At 45.1% G+C, this 20,149-nt stretch carries 16 protein-coding genes; 11 read left to right on the plus strand and 5 right to left on the minus strand.

Annotated features, from left to right (window positions below; translation table 11 throughout):
- Positions 1-196: 196 nt before the first annotated feature.
- The 4 genes from ACHFJ9_RS12880 to udp all read left to right on the plus strand — a co-directional run bounded on the left by ACHFJ9_RS12880 (position 197) and on the right by udp (position 5,150).
- Positions 197-931 (plus strand): RNA methyltransferase, encoded by a 735-nt coding sequence (locus tag ACHFJ9_RS12880; protein ID WP_005390601.1) that lies wholly within the window; start codon positions 197-199, stop codon positions 929-931.
- A 248-nt stretch (positions 932-1,179) separates the two neighbouring features.
- Positions 1,180-1,599, plus strand: a complete 420-nt coding sequence (locus ACHFJ9_RS12885; protein ID WP_005390603.1) for a CBS domain-containing protein — start codon at positions 1,180-1,182, stop codon at positions 1,597-1,599.
- Between the two features lie 179 nt (positions 1,600-1,778).
- Positions 1,779-4,085: a zinc/cadmium/mercury/lead-transporting ATPase gene (locus ACHFJ9_RS12890; protein WP_395357032.1), complete on the plus strand. Its 2,307-nt coding sequence runs from the start codon at positions 1,779-1,781 to the stop codon at positions 4,083-4,085.
- 306 nt (positions 4,086-4,391) lie between these two features.
- Entirely contained in the window at positions 4,392-5,150 is a 759-nt protein-coding gene (gene udp / locus ACHFJ9_RS12895) for a uridine phosphorylase (RefSeq protein WP_012842006.1), read from the plus strand.
- 156 nt (positions 5,151-5,306) lie between these two features.
- Here the strand turns inward: udp and ACHFJ9_RS12900 are convergent, their stop codons facing one another.
- Together ACHFJ9_RS12900 and ACHFJ9_RS12905 are read right to left on the minus strand one after the other, a co-directional pair.
- On the minus strand, positions 5,307-6,467 hold the full coding sequence (locus ACHFJ9_RS12900; RefSeq protein WP_005390608.1) for a DUF1887 family protein: 1,161 nt from the start codon (positions 6,465-6,467) through the stop codon (positions 5,307-5,309).
- 163 nt (positions 6,468-6,630) lie between these two features.
- Entirely contained in the window at positions 6,631-8,622 is a 1,992-nt protein-coding gene (locus tag ACHFJ9_RS12905; RefSeq protein ID WP_395357035.1) for a methyl-accepting chemotaxis protein, read from the minus strand.
- Positions 8,623-8,889: 267 nt separating this feature from the next.
- Between ACHFJ9_RS12905 and hinT the strand changes: the two genes are divergently transcribed.
- From hinT to ACHFJ9_RS12940, 7 genes are all read left to right on the plus strand, one after another.
- Positions 8,890-9,240, plus strand: coding sequence for a purine nucleoside phosphoramidase (gene hinT / locus ACHFJ9_RS12910; protein WP_005390611.1), 351 nt, complete (start codon positions 8,890-8,892; stop codon positions 9,238-9,240).
- A 71-nt stretch (positions 9,241-9,311) separates the two neighbouring features.
- Positions 9,312-10,709 carry a COG3014 family protein gene (locus ACHFJ9_RS12915; RefSeq protein ID WP_395357037.1) on the plus strand — a complete coding sequence of 466 codons (1,398 nt, stop codon included), beginning with the start codon at positions 9,312-9,314 and terminating at the stop codon, positions 10,707-10,709.
- A complete protein-coding gene (locus ACHFJ9_RS12920) occupies positions 10,709-11,101 on the plus strand; it encodes a YcfL family protein (RefSeq protein WP_005390620.1) in 393 nt (130 codons plus the stop codon). The genes ACHFJ9_RS12915 and ACHFJ9_RS12920 overlap by 1 nt, the downstream gene beginning before the upstream one ends.
- A gap of 66 nt (positions 11,102-11,167) precedes the next feature.
- Positions 11,168-11,758: a penicillin-binding protein activator LpoB gene (gene lpoB / locus ACHFJ9_RS12925; RefSeq protein WP_005378467.1), complete on the plus strand. Its 591-nt coding sequence runs from the start codon at positions 11,168-11,170 to the stop codon at positions 11,756-11,758.
- Positions 11,759-11,782: 24 nt separating this feature from the next.
- Complete coding sequence (gene thiK / locus ACHFJ9_RS12930; protein WP_012842004.1) at positions 11,783-12,664, plus strand: thiamine kinase; 882 nt, start codon at positions 11,783-11,785, stop codon at positions 12,662-12,664.
- A gap of 75 nt (positions 12,665-12,739) precedes the next feature.
- Positions 12,740-13,279: an alpha/beta hydrolase YcfP gene (ycfP, locus tag ACHFJ9_RS12935; protein WP_395357039.1), complete on the plus strand. Its 540-nt coding sequence runs from the start codon at positions 12,740-12,742 to the stop codon at positions 13,277-13,279.
- Between the two features lie 539 nt (positions 13,280-13,818).
- On the plus strand, positions 13,819-15,108 hold the full coding sequence (locus ACHFJ9_RS12940; RefSeq protein WP_006742157.1) for an NAD(P)/FAD-dependent oxidoreductase: 1,290 nt from the start codon (positions 13,819-13,821) through the stop codon (positions 15,106-15,108).
- 84 nt (positions 15,109-15,192) lie between these two features.
- Here ACHFJ9_RS12940 and ACHFJ9_RS12945 read toward each other — a convergent pair whose 3' ends face one another.
- From ACHFJ9_RS12945 to mfd, 3 genes are all read right to left on the minus strand, one after another.
- Positions 15,193-15,741 carry a GNAT family N-acetyltransferase gene (locus tag ACHFJ9_RS12945; protein ID WP_005390628.1) on the minus strand — a complete coding sequence of 183 codons (549 nt, stop codon included), beginning with the start codon at positions 15,739-15,741 and terminating at the stop codon, positions 15,193-15,195.
- Between the two features lie 163 nt (positions 15,742-15,904).
- The gene (locus ACHFJ9_RS12950) at positions 15,905-16,675 is read right to left on the minus strand and encodes a peptidoglycan binding protein CsiV (RefSeq protein ID WP_185090753.1); all 771 of its coding nucleotides are present in this window, start codon (positions 16,673-16,675) and stop codon (positions 15,905-15,907) included.
- 7 nt (positions 16,676-16,682) lie between these two features.
- On the minus strand, positions 16,683-20,144 hold the full coding sequence (gene mfd, locus ACHFJ9_RS12955; protein WP_114322530.1) for a transcription-repair coupling factor: 3,462 nt from the start codon (positions 20,142-20,144) through the stop codon (positions 16,683-16,685).
- Between the last annotated feature and the right edge of the window lie 5 nt (positions 20,145-20,149).

Genomic DNA, 20,149 nt, shown 5'->3' on the forward strand with positions numbered 1-20,149 from the left:
GCCCTGCGTATATCGCAGGGCTTTTTTCGTTTTTGAACCCTCTTTTACTGCGTTTGCTCTTCAAAGTCTTCTGATGAATCAAGTTTCTTGAGGTTATTTAGGTATAATTTATAATCTCACGCGCTTGATACCGAACTGTCGTGAAGATTGTTTCGAGTACATTCGCCGAATAACCATTTTCACCTGGGATACTTTAATGATTTCAAAAAACCAATTAAAACTGCTTCGTGCTTTAGGTCAAAAGAAACAGCGTAAAGCGCATGGCTTATTCCTAGTTCAGGGTGAAAAGAACGTTTTAGAGCTGGCAAGCAGTTCATTAAAGGTGAAGCACGTCTTCGCAACCGAAGCATTTCTCGAACAAAACGCTAGTGCGCTAAGTGGTTTTGATTGCATTGAAGCATCGCTTGACGACCTGACCAAAGCGAGCACACTCGTGAGCAATAACGCGGCCATTGCCGTGGTTGAAATCCCGAGTGTAAAAGTGCCTCAAGCAAAAGGCTTGATGATTGCGCTAGATGGCGTATCTGACCCAGGTAATCTAGGAACGATTATTCGTGTCGCAGACTGGTATGGCATCAAGCACATTATTGCGAGTACAGATTGTGCTGATCCGTATAACCCTAAGACGATCAGCGCGACCATGGGCAGTTTTGGCCGCGTACAAGTGAGTCTGGTGGATTTGCCAAGCTACTTAGAAGAAGCCAACTTGCCAGTTTATGGCGCGTTTCTGGAAGGGGAGAGCGTTCATAAAACGGAATTCGCTGCTGAAGGTATTTTGTTGATGGGCAGCGAGTCCCACGGCGTACGTGAAGAAGCTGCGAAGCTCGTGACAAATAAGATCACGATTCCGGCATTTGGTGGTGCTGAGTCGCTGAATGTCGCAATGGCAACCGGTATTATTTTAGACAATATGCGTCGACATCATTGTTAATGTAACTATGTGCCAATAATGAAGCCAGTCAATTTGACTGGCTTTGTTGTATTTACCACCTGTTAAAAATCAGCCCATTTGCAAGTTGTACTCAATTAAACAACAGTGAATGCCGATGATGACTTAATTTTGATTCAGATCAATAGGCTGCACCTATAAATAAAATTACTCATTTCCATTTAGTAAATTCAGGAAATTAGGCGACACTTATCTAAAGGCCGCAATAAAATGCCCTTAAGGAGATAAGAATGCATTCATTAAAAGTAAAAGATTACATGACGTTGCAAGCGGTGACCTTCACTAAAGATATGTCACTTTCGGCTGCTTTGAATAAAGTCATGCAAAGCGTCACATTAGGTGGACCCGTCATTGATGAGAATGAAAAGGTAGTTGGATTCTTATCAGAGCAAGACTTGTTAGATAAATTGGTGAAAGCGAGTTATCACTGCCAAGATACGCATACCGTTCAAGAGTGTATGCATGACGATGTTTTATCTGTTTCTCCAGACATGTCAGTGATTGAGTTGGCTGACATGATGAAGATTGGTAAGCCAAAAATGTATCCAGTGGTTGACGGCAAAGGTAAATTGGTTGGTGTTATCACTAGGCGAGATGTGCTGCGCGCCATCGGGATGACTTTAAATGAGTGTTTTAAGCATCCAGTTTAACCTTTTTGATCAAATATCATAGGTGCTTGATTTTAAATAAGTCATTTGGAAAGACGCTTCGGCGTCTTTTTTTATTTTCAATCGACGAGTTTTTAAAAAATCACCTTGACCTTGGAGCTAGCTCTAAGGTTTATCCTTAGTCATAGGCAAAGAGCCTACACCAATAAGGAAAATAAATTATGTGTACGAAACATCAAGGTTGCCAATCTAGCAAAATCAAAACTGCGGTGCCGCTTGGCGCGAGCGAGTCGTGCTGCGCACCAGTAAAATCTTCACTCAACATTTCTCAAGCTGGCGTAGAAGTGTCCGAAAGTTCATGTTGCAGCGGAGGGAGTTGTAGCGCCGACCCTGGTGAGGAAGAAGAGCCCTCAAGGGAGAGTGATTCCTCAATTCGAAACTCGTGGCTTGTGTCAGGTATGGATTGCCCTTCATGTGCGCAAAAGCTTGAGAAGGCTATTACGTCTTTGGAAGGTGTTAACCAAGCAAAAGTCTTATTTGCAACAGAAAAACTGGTTGTCGATTTTGACGATCGCGAGCTGACCTCTACGATAGAGCATACAGCCCAACAAACAGGTTTTCCGCTTTCTTCACTCGATGCTCCAAAACCAAATACCGCAACGAAGGGCTGGCGTGGGGTAGTAAAAGACAACATTCAAATTCTCTCTATTGCTAGTGCGATGGTTGTCGCGGCAATAATTTCTAAGATCGACCCTCAAATAAGCACTTGGTTATTCACGTTGACCTGTTTACTGGGTTTATACCCAATTGCGCTTAAAGCGTTCAAGTTGGCGCGTAGCGGTACGCCTTTTGCGATTGAAACGTTAATGAGTGTGGCAGCGCTCGGCGCTTTATATTTAGGTGAAACCGCTGAAGCGGCAATGGTGTTATTGCTTTTCCTTATTGGTGAAAAGTTAGAAGCATATGCATCATCCCGCGCTCGAAGTGGTGTCCAAGCGCTAATGGACTTAGTCCCAGAAAATTCAATTTTAATTGTTGATGGTGAGCGTAAAGAGGTGCCTGCAGCTCAGCTTAAGCCGGGGGATATTATAGAAGTTGCCCCCGGTGGTCGTTTGCCAGCGGATGGTGTGTTGCAAGATGCGCTTGCGAGTTTTGACGAAAGTGCGTTAACGGGAGAATCCGTTCCCGTTGAGCACCAAACGGGTGGCAAAGTGATGGCCGGGGCTGTGGTTGTCGATAAAGTCGTTCGTTTACAGGTGACTTCTCGTCAAGGCGAGAATGCGATTGACCGAATTCTCCATTTGATTGAAGAAGCAGAATCTCGTAAGGCACCAATAGAACGTTTTCTGGATAAATTCAGCCGTTGGTATACGCCGCTGATGATGTTGGTGTCCTTGATGGTTATCGTCACGCCACCACTGTTGTTTGCTCAACCATGGGAAACGTGGATTTATCGAGGACTTGCCCTGTTACTGATCGCCTGTCCGTGTGCGTTGGTTATTTCAACGCCTGCAGCGATTACTTCTGGCTTGGCGGCTGCGGCGAAGCGGGGGGCATTAATCAAAGGTGGTGCGGCGCTTGAGTTGCTTGGTAAGGTGGAGTCCGTCGCATTTGATAAAACCGGTACATTGACGCAAGGCAAGCCGCAGGTGACCGACGTCTTTGCTTTTGATGTAGATGAAGACAAGTTACTTAGCCTGACAGCCTCAATCGAAGTTGGCTCAAGCCATCCTCTCGCGGTTTCTTTAGTTAATAAAGTGCAACAGCAGGGGCTTCCTATTCCTGAAGCGCTAGATAAAACCGCGCAAGTGGGCTCTGGTGTCACAGGTTACGTCGATGGGAAAATAGTCCAAGTAGTCACGCCTTCTAAGGCAGATTTCCCACTTTCTCAAGAAACCGAAGAGCGAGTGGTGACGTTGGAACAACAAGGTAAAACGGTTGTTATTGTGCGTTACGATTACGAGGTCATTGGCGTGATCGCATGGCAAGATACATTGCGCCCAGATGCCCAAGAAGCTATCGCTACGTTGAAGGAGCTTGGGATAACGTCGGTGATGCTAACCGGTGACAACCCGAGAAGTGCTGAAGCAATGGCGACCAGAATAGGCTTGGATTATAAAGCAAGCTTATTACCAGCAGATAAAGTGCATTACGTCGAGAAACTATCACAGCAACACACCGTTGCAATGGTGGGAGATGGTATTAATGATGCGCCAGCGATGAAAGCTTCGAGTATCGGTATTGCGATGGGAGGCGGTACGGATGTTGCGCTGGAAACGGCCGACGCGGCATTAACGCACAATCGTCTGATTGAGTTACCTGCCATGATAGAACTATCGCGTGCGACGTTAAGTAATATTCGTCAGAATGTTGCGTTAGCGCTTGGTTTGAAAGGCGTTTTCTTGGTGACAAGTTTACTGGGCATTACGGGTCTATGGGTGGCAGTATTAGCCGACAGCGGCGCAACTGCACTGGTTACGTTAAATGCGTTGAGATTGCTCCGTTTTGAGTCCAAGCAGGCCAAGTGACCTACCTAACTAGTTAATAAAAAGCCCGAGGCATTCGTGTCTCGGGCTTTTTTAACCGTATCGACGAAATCTAATAATATGTTTTAGTTTGTTTTTGAAATCACGCATCGCTATGCAACAAAATGAGCCAAACTCCCCAAAAGTGTGATCATTGCTTGTTTTGGGTGAAATTATAGTTTCATTACATTTTCTCATTGTGATTGTGATCACTCTATGTTGGTGAAAGGTTCGCTACAGTGCATTTGTACCCAATAACTGATTAATGAGCTTATTGTTCATAAAATAAGCCACAATAAGGAGCGACTTATGTCTCAAGCTGTATTTCATTTAGGTGTTACTGAAGCTGATCTTAATGGTGCGACTCTAGCCATCATTCCTGGTGATCCAGCGCGCGTTCAAAAAATCGCAGAACAAATGGAAAACCCAGTATTTCTAGCAAGTCACCGTGAATACACGCTATACCGTGCCGAATTAGACGGTAAACCTGTTGTGGTTTGTTCTACAGGTATTGGTGGCCCTTCTACCTCTATCGCAGTTGAGGAACTCGCGCAGCTTGGTGTTCGTACTTTCCTACGTGTTGGTACAACTGGCGCAATTCAACCGCATGTAAACGTAGGTGACATGATCGTAACGACGGGGTCAGTTCGCCTTGACGGTGCGAGCCTGCACTTTGCGCCAATGGAATTCCCAGCAGTTGCTGACTTTGAAGTAGCAACTGCAATGAAAGCGGCAGTAGAAGAGTCTGGCGCTGCGGTTCACATGGGTGTGACGGCTTCAAGTGATACTTTCTACCCAGGTCAAGAGCGCTACGACACGTTCTCTGGTCGCGTTGTTAAGCGTTTCCAAGGTTCTATGCAAGAATGGCAAGACATGGGCGTACTTAACTTTGAGATGGAGTCTGCAACATTGCTAACAATGTGTGCGAGCTCTGGTCTAAAAGCAGGTTGTGTGGCGGGTGTAATCATCAACCGTACACAAAAAGAGATTCCAGATCATTCAACTCTGAAAGAGACGGAAGCTCGTTCAATTAAGGTGGTAGTAGAAGCAGCGCGTAAAATGCTGTAAGCCGCGATAATTGGCATTTTAAACAAACGGAAAAACCAGAGGCATGCCTCTGGTTTTTTTCTACCTATCTAAATCCACACTTAAAAATTAGGTATAAAAAAAGCAGCCTGTAACGCTGCTTTTGATCATTTTGAATTCTAGCTGTTATCGCTGATGTTAGATCTCGTCCGAGCCACCTGCGTCTTTAAACCAAGCCGTTAGGTGCGTTCTTAAGTCTTTAAGCTCATCAGGGCCAATCAGAGCTAGCCCCAAATCTTCTGCACGAGTAATGTCATTGTGACGAAGCGGTCGGAAGCTCACCAGCATTGCACGTGCTTGTAAACCACCTAGCAGATCTCTGAGGGATTCTAGCTTGTACAAGGTGTCATCGCCGTCATCTCGCATGCCTTTGGTTTTACACTCAATGATATGGAGCTTGTTGTTTACCACTGTTGCAACATCCAACTCATTGCGTACTTCACTTTCACCAAGTTTGCGATAAACCTGAACATTCAAAGAGCGATCTTGAATCGTCGGCATCGTATCTTGAATTTGCTTGACTGTGCTGTGTACCAGAGTCTCTAACCATTCACCGTTTGAAAAGCGGCGTGCATCTTCATCAGCAAACGTTAGAACGCCATTCTCATAAGTGGCGATTTGCGCTTCCACTAAGTCCGAAAGCAGCATGTTGAGCTCACGGTAGCCTTGTTGCTTTTCAGAAAGCTCCACATCAAGTTTTTGCTCTTTGCGGCATGTGGTTGCAAGGTAGTTAAGAGTCGCTAAGCCTGGACCAAGCTCAAGCGCATTTGAGGCCCAGCGTTCACCAAGTTCATACAGTTTTTTATCAAGAAGAGGAGGTAAATCAACGTGGTGGAACTCGCCGCGTGCGCCGAAGATAGTGAGGTAGTCAGCAATCGTAATGTGGTCTTCGACTTGAGTATCTTCTTTGCCATCTGGGTATAACCAGCAAAGCTTATCGCTACTTGGCTCAACCACAAAAATTGGCCAGCGATAGGTACGGAAAACCTCGTAAACAGACAATAAGCGATGACGAAGACCGCAACTGGCGTTCAATTTCACATCTTCGCCGCGTTCATGGAGATCTTTTGCCAGTTTTTGAATCGCTTGTTTGATCAGCGAAGTATTGACGGCGGATGGGATTTCAAAAAATTCGGAAGTAATGTCTCGTTGCTCTAAAACGGCACTCAGTCGGTCAAATATATCTAACTGGCTCTTGTCTCCGATGAAGACGATATGTGTGCTTAGCGTACGATTATCTAATAGAGGAGTGACCAATCTCACTGGGTCTTGGTCGATAATACCAACATGAACAGCCATAGATTTTCCTTTTTATGAGGCCGCTCGAAAAGAGATGTGCAAGGGGATGAGCTGGCCATATTAATCATATGTAGACATGGCTGATAAAAAACAAGGGCGACTTAACAAAAAGTCGCCCTTATATAGTTGATTGCACTGATTAATGCTCAAATTTATAAATTATTTATAACTTAAAGCGGTGAACCAATTCATTCTGTTGATGAGCCAAGTGAGTCAGGGATTCACTGGTCTGTGCGATGCTCGACATAGCTTGGAAGCTTTCATCGGCGATACTATTGATATCTTCAATACTGCGTGCAATGTCTGCTGAGGTTTCACTTTGCTCTGCTGCCGCTTGCGAAATATGCGTACTCATTTGGCTGATTTCGATGATTAGCGCTTGAATCTCTTCCATTGAGCTGTTCGCTTTTGATGCTTGCTCAACAGACATCTCCATATCGCTCATACAGCTTTGTATTACTTGATTTGCTGACTGAGAGCTGGATTGCAGATTACTGATCATCGATTCAATTTCAGTGGTGGACTGAGTGGTTCTGGATGCAAGCACACGCACCTCATCGGCCACTACCGCAAAGCCGCGACCTTGCTCGCCAGCGCGAGCCGCTTCAATTGCTGCATTCAATGCCAGTAGGTTAGTTTGTTCAGCAATATTACGAATCACATCGAGGATAGAACCAATTTGACCACTCATTTTTTGAAGTTCAGAGACAGCGGAAACGGATTCGTTCAAACGCGTTTCCAGTTGATTTATGGTCGAGATATTGCTGCTCATGACATTTCTGCCTTCTTCAGAGGCAGATTCGACACGCTGCACCATTTCTAGTGAACCTTGTGCACTTTGAGCGACTTCTTGCACTGAGTGAGACATTTCCGTCATTGCGGTCGCAACGTTTGCTGTTTGCTCGCGTTGTGAGCTTAATTTGCTTTGCGCTTGCGAAGACGTGCTTTCGTTTGTTGCTGCGGTCGAAGATAGGTTCTCTGACGCTTCGTTGAGTTTCACTAAGATCTCGTGAAGGCTGTCGGCGAGTGAGTTAATGTGTCCACTCACTCGGCTGAACTCGTTGTTATAGCGAATATCGATACGTTGTGTCATGTCACCTTCAGTCAGGCTTTCAAGCACTTTTAGAATACGAGTCAATGGTTCGCGAACGCTATGCGCGATGTGGTAGCCAATCGCTGTGGCAAGTAACACGACAACAACGCCAATGATGATTGCTTTCGTCACACCCGCAGAATAAATGTCACCAGCGTCTGCTAACGATTCATTAAGTTTATCCGTTGCGGTTGTCGTAAATTGCTCAAGAATCGCCATGGTTGAATCAACTTTATTCGCTAGGTTGGCGATGTTGTTGTATAGCGCTGCACGAGCATTGAGGTAATTATTGTGCTGGTCTAAGACACCTCCACGCATTCCCACATCGCGTGTGAATTGTTCTACCGACTCACCAAACGCTGTTTTTAGTTCAGGTAATTGAGTAACTAAACCACGGAAAGCATAGTTCAAATGAGTCACTGCTTTGCGGTTTTTGGTCACGGCTTGTGTAACAAACTCAGGATCAGAGCTGGCGAGGGCATCAGAGGTTATAACTTCGGCATCTTTTAGCTTAATGAAGTAACTCTTCGCCATGACTTTGACAGAAATGCTGGTTTGATCTGCCACATATTCTTTAAGGCCGACCGACAACTCGGTATTCAGCTTTTGGAAGCGACGTGACGATTTTTGCACTTTTTCTTGCGCAGCGAACATCGCTTCGTAGTTGTCCATGGCTTCAAGAGCTTCAGTAAAATAGCTCTGCTCTAACGTTTTTAATTGTGAAAACGGTTTGGCAAGAGAAGGGTAGATTTGGCTTGCTGTTTCCAATTGAGCCAAAGTGGATTCGAAACGTTGTTGAGATCTAGCAAATTCCTGACGCATTTCATCCATGCGTTGTTTATTCTCTGTCGTCAGAAAATCTTTAAACGATTTGTCGGCAGAAAGCAATTCAACACTGGTTTGGTTAGATAACGATACCAGTGGTAGAGATGATTTAGACACGGTGCCAAACTTCCCGTGAATATCACTCATTCCTCCCATCATAATGGCAATTGTGACGGCAAATAGGATGATGATCAGAGCAAAGCCTGCATACATCCTTTTAATAACTGAACCTCGCATAAGTGAGCTTCCTCTCCCAAAATAGACAAGCTACCCAAGAATTTTGAGCTTACTTGGGTATAAAAATAATAATTGTCTTAAAAAAGTAACAAAATTCATTGGATTGTATTGAGTTTGTGACGCGCATTTTATGACGCACACGACAAAAAAAGCTTCGTTAATTAGCGTTTGATTAATAATGTTAAGTGAACACTGTTTTTATTGAGCTCCGCTTTTGGTTGGCGCATACTAATTGGGGTCTAATTACCTTTATAAAATGGAGTCCTCATGGCGGAAGAAACGATCTTTAGTAAAATTATTCGTAAGGAAATCCCTGCCGATATTCTTTATCAAGATGAGTTGGTGACTGCGTTTCGCGATATTAACCCGCGCACACCGAGCCATATTCTCATTATTCCGAATAAATTGATCCCAACAACGAATGATGTTGAAGCTGAAGATGAAGCAATGATGGGGCGTTTGTTCACTGTTGCTAAAAAACTGGCGAAAGAGGAAGGCATTGCGGAAGACGGCTATCGCCTGATCGTTAATTGTAACCCGCACGGTGGCCAAGAGGTTTACCATATTCACATGCACCTATTAGGCGGTCGTCCTCTAGGTCCAATGGTATTGAGCTAAGCTTTAAAAAGTGGGTGGCGCAGTTCACCCACTTCTTTTTCCTGTCGAATGACACATTTGTGGAGATAAATGTGAAACTAGGTGTAAAGCTGTTAGGGCTGATGAGCTGGGCTTTAATGGCCTCTGGCTGCGCGAATTTGTCTGCGGGCAATCTGTTTAGTCACTACAGCAACCAGAATCAAGAAGTTTATCAAGCCGTTGTTGCAGGGGAATATGCGAAAGCGAAACAACTTCAATCGAGCGAAGTGGGTGGCGAGATACTTGGCAACTTTGAAAAGGGCCGTATTTCTTTTCTTGCTGAAGATTACCCGACAAGTTTGAAAGCACTGGAAAATGGTGAGCGTGCCGTTCGTGTTCAGCAAGATCGCGCGACTATTTCTGTGTCAGAGACGGCAACGAGCGTCGGCTCCCTCGCAGTGAACGACAATCTCCAAGATTATCATCCCGCCGATTATGAACTTGGCTTTCTGCACCTTTATCTCGGGCTAAACTATTTACAGAAAAACGATTTGGAAGGGGCGCTTGTTGAAGTGCGTCGAGCCAATCAAGTTCAGGAAGCGGCAAGAAAGGCGCGTGAAAAAGAACTAAAAGCAGCAGAAAAAGACCTGAAAAAGCAAGGCATGTCTGCCAATTTAGGCAGTGTGTTGGCGAGCTACCCTGATGCTGGTAAAAAACTAAGCGCAGTACAAAACGGCTATTTGTTCTATCTTTCTGGCTTGTTATATGAAGCGTCACGAGATTTAAACAGTGCTTATGTTGATTACCGACGAGCACTCGCTGTGATGCCAGACAACAAACAAGTTGTTGAAAGCACGTTGTACGCCGCTAAGAAACTAGGCATGCGTGAAGACTTACGCATGCTAGAGAGACGGTATGGTAAAGCACCTTCTGGGTTAGCTCAGTCTCAAGGTCGAGTCATCATTATTGATGAACAAGGCGTAGTGGAGGCTTTGAAAGGTTGGCGTATTGATCTACCGATTTACGACAGTCGCGATAATGGGGCCATTTATTCGTTGGCGCTTCCTTATTATCCGAATCGGGGTGCTCAACGTTTTAGCGATGTGGTTTTAAATGGTCAGGTATTGCCTTCTAGCACGCTGACTGATGTTAATGCGATGGCACAAAACGATCTTAATGAACGTCTGACTACAATGGTGATCCGTCAAGCTCTTCGCGTTTGGGCAAAAGATCGAATCCGAAAAGAGGCGGCGAAAAAAGGCGATGATGTGGGTAACATACTTTTCAATGTATGGAACACATTGACCGAGCAACCGGATACGAGAAGTTGGCAAACATTACCAGCGCAAGTGAAAACGGCATCAAAAGTCGTGAAACCGGGAACACAAAGTTTAAACTTGGGTGATCAAACCTATCAGTTTGAAGTGCCTGCACAGCAGACTACATTGGTATGGGTATCTCGTCAGGGAACACACTCAACCGTGTGGCATAAACAGCTAGGGAGACTGTAATGAAAGCATGGCTTATTTGTTTAGCAATGGCTATTGGTTTAGTTGGATGCGCCGAAAACACGGCTGGTATTCGAATTGATGGTCAAACGCAAAAAGTATTTTTTAATGATAACGTTTTGGGTAGTCGCTTATTAGTTGACAACATCACCACCACTTACGTTGATGATCGTCCACGTGGAGTGGTGCAACTAAGCAGTAACTATAAAGGTGACCAGCACATTCTTTACCGCTTCTATTGGTATGACAATAATGGTTTAGAAGTGAATACCAAGCCTGGCCCATGGCGCAAAATGATTGTGCGAGGGTTTGAGCAAGTCACGTTATCTGAAGTTACTGTGAATCCAAATGGCACCAAATTCCGTGTTCAAATTAGAGAAGCACAAGACAATTAATCTTAACGGCTTTGCCGAAGTTGCCGCGCTAACGATGCGCTGGTATTGAAAAACTAAGGAACTCTCATGAAAAAAAGTATTATTGCTCTTTTAGGTCTTGCCGTCATTTTGGGTGGCTGTTCTAACAAAGTCTCTTACGGCGATGCGCAAGCAACAGAAACCACAACTATCGATTTTGGCTCAACAGATTTACAAAAAATCGCGGCTGAAATGGTGGATAGCATGATGATGTCGGGTTCTGTAGCAGCAATTACTCGTGATCAACGTCCTATCGTTTTTGTTGAGCGAATTAAGAACAAGACCAGTGAACACATTGACACTGAATCCATTACCGACACTATTTCTACTAAGATGCTGAACTCTGGTAAGTTCCGCTTTGTTGATATGGACCGTGTTGAGTCTGTGCGTGAACAGCTTAACTTCCAAAACACGGATGAGCTGGTTAACCAAAGCACAGCGATCCAATTTGGTAAAATGGTGGGTGCGCAATACATGCTTTACGGTAACCTATCTAGCATCGTCAAAAATGCAGGTAGCGATAAAGATGTATACTACAAGATGACCATGCGCCTAATGGATCTAGAAACAGGTTTGATTGAGTGGGCGGATGAAACGGAAATTCGTAAAGCGCAATCGAAGAGCTTATTCGGTCTTTAATCGATACTGATGGAGAAGTCATCAATGGCATGGTTTTCTTGGCAACAAGCAAAACAGTTAGATCCGAGTCTTAATGCTCTCGATGGCTTCTTTACTGAGCCTCCGGTAAAAGTTCAAACCGTTACCGGGGGGCTAACCAACCGTTGTTGGCGGTTGGAATCCTCTCAAGGCCTTGTATACATCTGGCGACCGACCAGTAATGTTTGCAAGGCTTTTTCAATTTCTCGCCACAATGAATATCAAGTTCTGAATGCTATCTCTTCATTAGAAATTGGTCCTAAGCCAGTGTTTATCCACGAGCAAGGTTTACTGGTGGAATGGATCGAAGGGCAAGCACTTTCGGATGTAGGGCTACCAGTAAGAGATTTATTATCCATTGCGGCGACCATTCATCAGCACCCGATCAGCGCGCTCCCTTTGGTTCCATTTTCTTATATTTCTCGCATCGATCATTATTGGCTTGAGCTTGATGGTCAGTATGCGGATACGGAATTTGAGGCTCTATACATGAAGTGGCGCACGGAACCGAGTGTAGCGCCGGTTCCACTAGCTCTTTGTCACTTTGACCTGGGGTGTTACAACCTCGTTCGGGGAGATAGTGGGGTGAAAGTCATTGATTGGGAGTATGCTGGTATTGCTGACCCTAGGCTTGATTTGACCTTGACTATTCAAGTCGCGGATGCGCCTGTGGAAGAGGCGGTGAAACAGTATTGCCAAATTCGAGGTATCGACGATACGTCTCTTTGGTTAAGTGGTGTACAGGCGTGGCAGCCAAGAACCCTAGTGATGGCGATGCTTTGGTATCTACTGGCCTATAAATTGTGGGGAGATGAACAATACTTAAACAGTGCGCATGAGTTGAAAGGCTCATTGTGTATGGAAGATCACTGTTTTGAGAACTCGTGATATTTTCCCCTTTAACAGTAAGGAAATAGTGGTAGTTTTAATAAAAGTACCAGATACACACAGGGAGAGGTACACATGATTATTTACTTACACGGCTTTGACAGTACAAGCCCGGGTAACCACGAAAAAGTTCTTCAACTGCAATTCATCGACGACGACGTTCGTTTTATCAATTACAGCACCCTTCACCCAAAGCACGACATGCAACACTTGTTAAAAGAGGTGTCTAAAGTTATCGATCAATCGGCTGATCCAAACCCGTTAATCTGTGGGGTTGGTTTAGGTGGTTATTGGTCTGAACGAATTGGTTTTCTATGCGGTATCAAGCAAGTGATGTTTAACCCGAACTTGCACCCAGAAAAAACGATGGCTGGTCGAATCGATCGCCCAGAAGAGTACGAAGATATCGCAACAAAATGTGTTGATCAGTTTCGAGCGAAAAATCAGGCGCACTGCTTGGTGATTTTATCCAAAGATGATGAAGTGCATGACAATGCGAAAACTGCAGCTGAGTTAGAAAAATACTATCAAATCATTTGGGACGAAACGCAGTCCCACAAGTTCAAAAAGATCTCTCACCATTTACAAGCGATGAAGGCATTTAAAAATACTTAAGAGTGTTTGAGTGTGAACAGTAAAGCGGCATTTTTTATCGGCTGCTTTGCTGCGACCCCCTCTTGTGAGTATGCCGAGTCACTTTCTCTTTAAAGGCCTCATTTTCTTGGTTTAGCGCTCAGAATATTGTGTTCTCCTTACCGTTTTCTTACTTCCATCCTATGTGGCACGAATACCTTGTTGTAGAGTAGTCGAAAAGTAGTCAATCCGTACTCGTCACACGGATTTTGGTTGCCTTCAAAGTACGTCTCTATATAATGAACCAGACTAAAATAATTTGATAAATATCAAAAAAAATTGAGAGCGAGTAATAAACTTGCCCAAAAATCTCTGGCGTCGTATGCGTACCAGACAAATATGCTGATTCCTAACAAGTTATTGATAGATAAAGAATAAAATTAGGCAGCAGTTTTTAATCCAAATAAATTGAGACACCTCTAAGAACCAAGAATTCATCGGTTGGATGTATGGCACAGCATGTCTGTGAACCATGCATCGAGCTGAACCCCATATATTCATTTTTGTAGAGGAAAATCATTGTGACACGCATTATCGTTGTAGGCGGCGGTGCTGGTGGTCTTGAGTTGGCAACTAAGCTTGGCCGAACTCTAGGTCGCAAGAACCGTGCGCAAATTACGCTAGTAGATCGTAAAGCGAGCCACTTGTGGAAGCCATTATTGCATGAAGTTGCAACTGGCTCTTTGGACGAAGGGGTGGATGCTCTGAGTTATCGAGCTCATGCAAAAAACCACAGCTTCGACTTCCAAATGGGTAGCCTTCAAGACATCGACCGCGAACGTAAAGTGATCATCTTAAGTGAGCTTAAAGATGAGCATGGTGAGCTTCTGATGCCAAGCCGCGAGCTAGAATACGACATTCTGGTCATGGCGATTGGTTCAACATCAAACGACTTCAACACTCCTGGCGTTCGTGAGAACTGTATTTTCCTAGACAGTCCAGAACAAGCGCACCGTTTCCGCACAGAAATGAACAATGAGTTCCTAAAACTGCACGCGAAAAACGGCAACGGTACGGTGGATATCGCCATTGTTGGTGCTGGTGCAACTGGCGTTGAGCTATCTGCAGAACTACACAATGCCGTTAAAGAGCTGCGTACTTACGGCTTTGGCGATCTTGACTCTAGCAAGCTGAACGTCAACCTGATTGAAGCGGGTGAGCGTATTCTACCTGCGCTTCCTCCACGTATTTCGGCTGCTGCTCATCAGGAGCTGGTGAAGTTGGGCGTAAATGTACGCACGGCAACCATGGTGACTAAAGCTGAAAAAGATGGCCTCACCACGAAAGATGGTGAGAAGATCCCGGCACAAATCATGGTTTGGGCTGCGGGTATTAAAGCACCAGATTTTATTAAAGATATCGCTGGTTTAGAAACGAACCGTATCAACCAGCTGGTAGTGAAAAATACACTACAAACGACGCGTGATGATGACATTTTCGTTATTGGTGACTTAGCACAATGTACTCAGGCTGATGGTTCGTTTGTTCCACCACGTGCGCAAGCTGCGCACCAAATGGCAAGCCAAGCATTCAGCAACATCGTTGCGAAGATCAACGGACGTGAGCTGAAAGACTATGTGTATAAAGATCACGGCTCATTGGTGTCTCTAAGCCGTTTCTCTACCGTTGGTAGCTTGATGGGCAACCTAACCAAAGGGTCGATGATGGTAGAAGGCCGTATTGCACGTGTCGTTTATATCTCATTATATCGAATGCACCTGATGGCGTTGCACGGCGTATTTAAAACCGGACTGATGATGCTCGTGGGCCGTATCAACCGAGTACTGCGTCCAAACCTTAAGCTTCACTAAGACGCCAAATTCACATCTACGCGGATTGCGCGGATGCTGTATCTTCGAAATATAAAAAGCCACCGCAAGTCGGTGGCTTTTTATTTATGTTAGATCTGCCGGTAAAAGTGAGTACACAACGCCATCCTTAGGCTTACCATGAAAAATAAACCGATTTCTGGCGATGGTTTCTTTTTGTGCACCGACTGACTCAATTAAGGTTTGGCTTGCTTCGTTGTCGGGGTCACAGACAATTTCCAGTCGAGTTAAACTCAGCTTTGCGAAGCAGAATTCAGCCAAGGCTCTAACCGCTTCTTGAGCATAGCCCTGTCGTTGATAGCGGTCAGCAACCCAGTAGCCAATACTTGCCATATTAAACGTGTGATATAACTCGTTTACGGCGGCCATTCCTACTAGAGTGTTACTTTGTCGCTCATAGATACCGAAACCGAAAGCTTCTGTTTTTACCCAGTTAAGTCGGGTTGCCAACAGGAAGTCCTGTGCATCTTTCAACGTAATGTTTTGATTACACCAATCTAGCCACTGGTGTAGGGAAGGGGATTCTGCAAGCAAACGTTGTAGTAAGTGAGCTTCTTCAGAAGGGATGAGCTTGAGCGCTAAGCGGGGCGCAATGATTTCAAAATCTGGACTCATGAACTGATACGACTTCCATGTTGAGTGTAAGTAATTTGAAAACTGTCTATTTCATACTGTAACGCAGTTATTTTCCTTGCTCTGCGTTGGTTAGGAATAACTGAGGACATAACAGATAAAAACAAAGCGCAGCAAATGCTGCGCTTTGTTGAATCACTCGTGCTTATCGAACGCGACGAACTTGAATGATCATGCCCATCAATGGGTTGTCTAGGTAATGAGTCTCACTACTACGCATACGGCGTTTTTGATCCATTCGGTAGCTCTTGAGAAACTTTTCTTCTGTTATTGTAGGGGAGATTTCCGCTAAGTTACCCACTTGAACATTACCATCGACCTCACCTAAATCATCCGCCAATTGATCGGTTGAAGTTGGTTCAAAACGCACTTCTCTAACACTTGGCTCGCGCAGGTCTAGTGTCGTTTCAGCGAATAGATAATGCTGCACGTAAATTTGGAATCGACCGTCTAGTTCATACAAAGGACCGTTGACTGTCTCCTCACTGTAACCGTCAGTGGAAAATGTCTGAGTACTGCCATTGATTGGACTACCATCTGCGTGATAAGAATCAGAGAAATCTCGTCCACCAACAATACGGAAAATTGGGGCGCTAGATTTGCCTCGGTCACCTTGACGCCATGCAACGTGTTTAAGCACTTTAAACCCAGCATGGTTGTTTAATGCCGCTTCTTGCGCATTCAGGCGGAAAGATGAGCGTGGCAGTAGTGTTACACCTTTAGAGCGACGGTATGATTCACTCTCTAAGCTGCCGACATTTTCCATATCGATTTTTGGCAGTTGATTCGGCCAAGATTCAGTGGTGCTTTCAGCGTCGACTGCTCGCTTGAAAATGATCACTTCAATATCAAATTGACGCTGTGCCCAGGAAGGCATTGAGACACATAGAAGCAATAACGGGATCAGTATTCTCATTCGACTATTAGCTCGTTGGTAATAAATTCTGTTTAAAATCATTCAGTAAGTCTTGAACAAACTGAATGCGTTTACGTCGGTCCGCCAATGGTACGCTAAACTTGAACTTAGTTGGACCTTCCATTGCAAATTTTTGCGGCTGTGATTGCAGCAGTTTAACCAAATACGCTGGATTTATGTCAGCATCAGGGTAAAACTCGATAAATCCACCCTTATCATGGGCTTCTATCTTTTTCGCTTTTAGGCTACCAGCCGAAATTTTCAATTCTGAGACAGCAAGTAAGTTCTTCGTCGCGTCTGGAAGCAGTCCAAATCGATCGATAAGTTCCACTTTGAGCTCTGAGAGTTCTTCACCACTCGTAACGCTCGCAATACGTTTGTACATCGACAGTCGTGTATTCACATCCGGGATGTAATCGTCTGGCAAGAGCGCTGGGATTCGCATTTCAACTTCAGTTTGTTCACGAAGCAGCTCGTCCAAAGAAGGTTCTTTACCTTCTTTCAATGCTTGGACTGCTTGTTCCAGCATTTCCATGTACAGTGTAAAACCAACCGATTGAATTTGCCCACTTTGCTCGTCACCAAGCAGTTCACCAGCCCCACGGATTTCCAAGTCGTGAGTTGCTAGAGTAAAGCCTGCGCCTAAGTCTTCCAGTGAAGCAATCGCATCAAGACGCTTGATAGCATCTTTGGTCATGGCTTTTGGATGTGGCGTTAATAAGTAAGCATAGGCTTGATGATGAGAGCGTCCAACACGGCCACGCAATTGGTGCAGTTGCGCTAAACCAAGGTTGTCTGCACGATCCATAATAATGGTATTCGCCGTTGGTACGTCGATACCGGTCTCGATAATAGTTGTACACACCAACACATTAAAGCGCTGATGGTAGAAATCATTCATGATGCGCTCCAGTTCGCGCTCACGCATTTGACCATGTGCCACGGTAATTCGTGCTTCAGGAATCAGCTTTTGCAAGTCTTCCGCGGTTTTCTCGATAGTCTCTACCTGATTGTGCAGGAAGTAAACCTGACCACCACGCATGATTTCACGCAGTACCGCCTCACGGACCACAGATTCTTCTCTTTGACGAACAAAGGTTTTGATGGCTAAACGACGCGCTGGAGGTGTCGCGATGATCGACAGATCGCGCATGCCACTCATGGCCATATTAAGAGTACGTGGAATTGGTGTTGCGGTGAGGGTAAGAATATCCACATCCGCACGCATTGCTTTGACTTTTTCTTTTTGACGAACTCCGAAGCGGTGTTCCTCGTCAACGATCAACAAACCTAAATCTTTGAATTTAATATCGCTTGAAAGCAGTTTATGCGTACCGACGACAATATCGACTTTACCATCTGCAACGTCTTGCAAAATGACTTTTTGTTCTTTGGCAGACTTAAAGCGAGACAGTACTTCAACTCGGATTGGTAAGTTGGCAAAACGGTCACGGAAGTTTTCGAAATGCTGCTGAGCAAGCAGGGTTGTCGGTACGAGTACGGCGACCTGTTTACTGTTATCCGTTGCGACAAATGCTGCGCGCATAGCGACTTCCGTTTTACCAAAGCCCACGTCACCACACACTAGGCGATCCATCGCTTTTGCTTGGCACATGTCAGACAAGACAGCATTGATGGCCATCGCTTGGTCATCCGTTTCTTCAAATGGGAACGTTGCTTTAAACGTTGCGTATTGCCCACGATCTAGCTCAAATTTGAAGCCCGGTTTTAATTCTCGTTTAGCGTAAACATCCAGTAACTCAGCCGCGACATCACGCACTTTTTCTGCCGCTTTACGACGTGCTTTTGCCCAAGCCTCGCCACCCAATTTATGCAGTGGTGCACTTTCTTCAGCACCGCCTGAATAACGGCTAATAAGGTTTAGTGATGAAACTGGTACGTAGAGCTTGGCATCGTTTTGATACTCAAGGGTGACGTATTCCGTTTTCATGCCACCGGCTTCAAGTGTTTGTAAACCGATGTAGCGGCCAATACCGTGATCAATATGAACCACGGGTTGACCGGGTTTCAATTCCGCAAGGTGGCGAATAACGGTGTCACTGTTGACTGCTTTTTTATCTTTGCGGCGTCGCTGGATAACGCGGTCACCGAGAAGATCACTTTCACAGATCAGAGCGAAGTTCAGCTCTTCGTGAATGAAACCATGCTCTGCAGCGCCTAAGATCAAACTGAAGCGATCACCCGAATCTAGAGCTTGGTAAAGTGAACCATGTACGACTGGGCGAACTTTGATGCCTTGCAACAGTTCCGTTAGTGCTTCGCGACGACCTTCTGACTCTACCGAGAAAACAATTTTGCCGCTGAATTGCTCACTGAATTGACGAAGACGCGAAAGCGGTTCTTTATTTTGTTGCTGAACGCCAAGCTCGGCTAACGATTGTACTGGTAGGTTTTGACGACCAGCACGCTTAACCACTTTCTCTAGGCTCAATTGAGCCATAGGGAGCTGTTTTAGTTGGCTGAAGAGTTCGTCTTTTTTCAGCCAAAGTTGTTCAGGAGTCAAAAGAGGACGTAGTGGATCAACTTTTTTCTGGTCGTACCGATATTCGACATCGGTTAAGAAAGTATCGACCGCAGATTCAATATCACCATATGTGATGACTTGAGAGTCTTCTGGCAAATATTCAAATAAAGTCTCGGTATGGTCAAAAAACAGCGGTTGCCAATACTCAATACCCGCGGGCCAAGTGCCTTTGGTCACTTGCATGTAGATCGACTCTGGCTCTCGGCGTGCTTCAAATTGGGTGCGCCAACGTGTACGAAAATCCTCAATCGCTTCTTTAGTGGTTGGGAACTCATGCGCAGGCAGCAATTGAATTTGCTGAATATCGTCGATAGAGCGTTGGTTCTCTGGATCAAACGTGCGAATGGTATCTATCTCATCATCAAAGAAGTCGATGCGATACGGGTCATCGCTGCCCATAGGAAAGAGATCCAGAATCGACCCACGGCTCGCGTATTCACCTGGCCCAAATACTTGGTCTACGTGGCGGTAGCCCGAATTTTCAAGTTGTACACGTAGCTTCTCAAGCGAGAGTCGATCACCAGTTTTCACCATTAAAGTGTGTTGCAACAGAAAATCACGTGGCGATTGGCGTTGCAATACTGTACTGACCGGGACGATGGTTATGCCATCACGTTGGCTTGGCAGTTGGTATAGGCGCGCGATACGTTCAGAGATGATTTCTTGATGCGGAGAAAAGTTATCGTAAGGCAGCGTTTCCCAATCAGGGAACAGGCTTACTGTTTGGTCGGTGAATTGTTCAATCTCCGCTTGAAGTTTTAAAGCGATTTGCGGGTCAGGCACGACGAGTAGCGAGTGACTCGAATGCTGCTTGGCTAGCTCAGCAATAGCTAGAGGTAGAGCCGCGCCCGGTAAATTACCTAGCTGTTTTTTGTCGCCACGCTCAGAAGGATTGGTGACGGAAAGAATCGTTGCTTTTGTCATAGGAG

Origin of the sequence: Vibrio sp. D3, from assembly GCF_043995865.1 — a bacterium.
GTDB lineage: Bacteria > Pseudomonadota > Gammaproteobacteria > Enterobacterales > Vibrionaceae > Vibrio > Vibrio diabolicus.

What these genes read in the sequence shown, in the direction of transcription:
- ACHFJ9_RS12880 (WP_005390601.1), top strand. Translation starts at nt 197, where the DNA reads ATGATTTCAAAAAACCAATTAAAACTGCTTCGTGCTTTAGGTCAAAAG.
- ACHFJ9_RS12885 (WP_005390603.1), top strand. Translation starts at nt 1,180, where the DNA reads ATGCATTCATTAAAAGTAAAAGATTACATGACGTTGCAAGCGGTGACC.
- ACHFJ9_RS12890 (WP_395357032.1), top strand. Translation starts at nt 1,779, where the DNA reads ATGTGTACGAAACATCAAGGTTGCCAATCTAGCAAAATCAAAACTGCG.
- udp (WP_012842006.1), top strand. Translation starts at nt 4,392, where the DNA reads ATGTCTCAAGCTGTATTTCATTTAGGTGTTACTGAAGCTGATCTTAAT.
- ACHFJ9_RS12900 (WP_005390608.1), bottom strand. Translation starts at nt 6,467, where the DNA reads ATGGCTGTTCATGTTGGTATTATCGACCAAGACCCAGTGAGATTGGTC.
- ACHFJ9_RS12905 (WP_395357035.1), bottom strand. Translation starts at nt 8,622, where the DNA reads ATGCGAGGTTCAGTTATTAAAAGGATGTATGCAGGCTTTGCTCTGATC.
- hinT (WP_005390611.1), top strand. Translation starts at nt 8,890, where the DNA reads ATGGCGGAAGAAACGATCTTTAGTAAAATTATTCGTAAGGAAATCCCT.
- ACHFJ9_RS12920 (WP_005390620.1), top strand. Translation starts at nt 10,709, where the DNA reads ATGAAAGCATGGCTTATTTGTTTAGCAATGGCTATTGGTTTAGTTGGA.
- lpoB (WP_005378467.1), top strand. Translation starts at nt 11,168, where the DNA reads ATGAAAAAAAGTATTATTGCTCTTTTAGGTCTTGCCGTCATTTTGGGT.
- thiK (WP_012842004.1), top strand. Translation starts at nt 11,783, where the DNA reads ATGGCATGGTTTTCTTGGCAACAAGCAAAACAGTTAGATCCGAGTCTT.
- ycfP (WP_395357039.1), top strand. Translation starts at nt 12,740, where the DNA reads ATGATTATTTACTTACACGGCTTTGACAGTACAAGCCCGGGTAACCAC.
- ACHFJ9_RS12945 (WP_005390628.1), bottom strand. Translation starts at nt 15,741, where the DNA reads ATGAGTCCAGATTTTGAAATCATTGCGCCCCGCTTAGCGCTCAAGCTC.
- ACHFJ9_RS12950 (WP_185090753.1), bottom strand. Translation starts at nt 16,675, where the DNA reads ATGAGAATACTGATCCCGTTATTGCTTCTATGTGTCTCAATGCCTTCC.
- mfd (WP_114322530.1), bottom strand. Translation starts at nt 20,144, where the DNA reads ATGACAAAAGCAACGATTCTTTCCGTCACCAATCCTTCTGAGCGTGGC.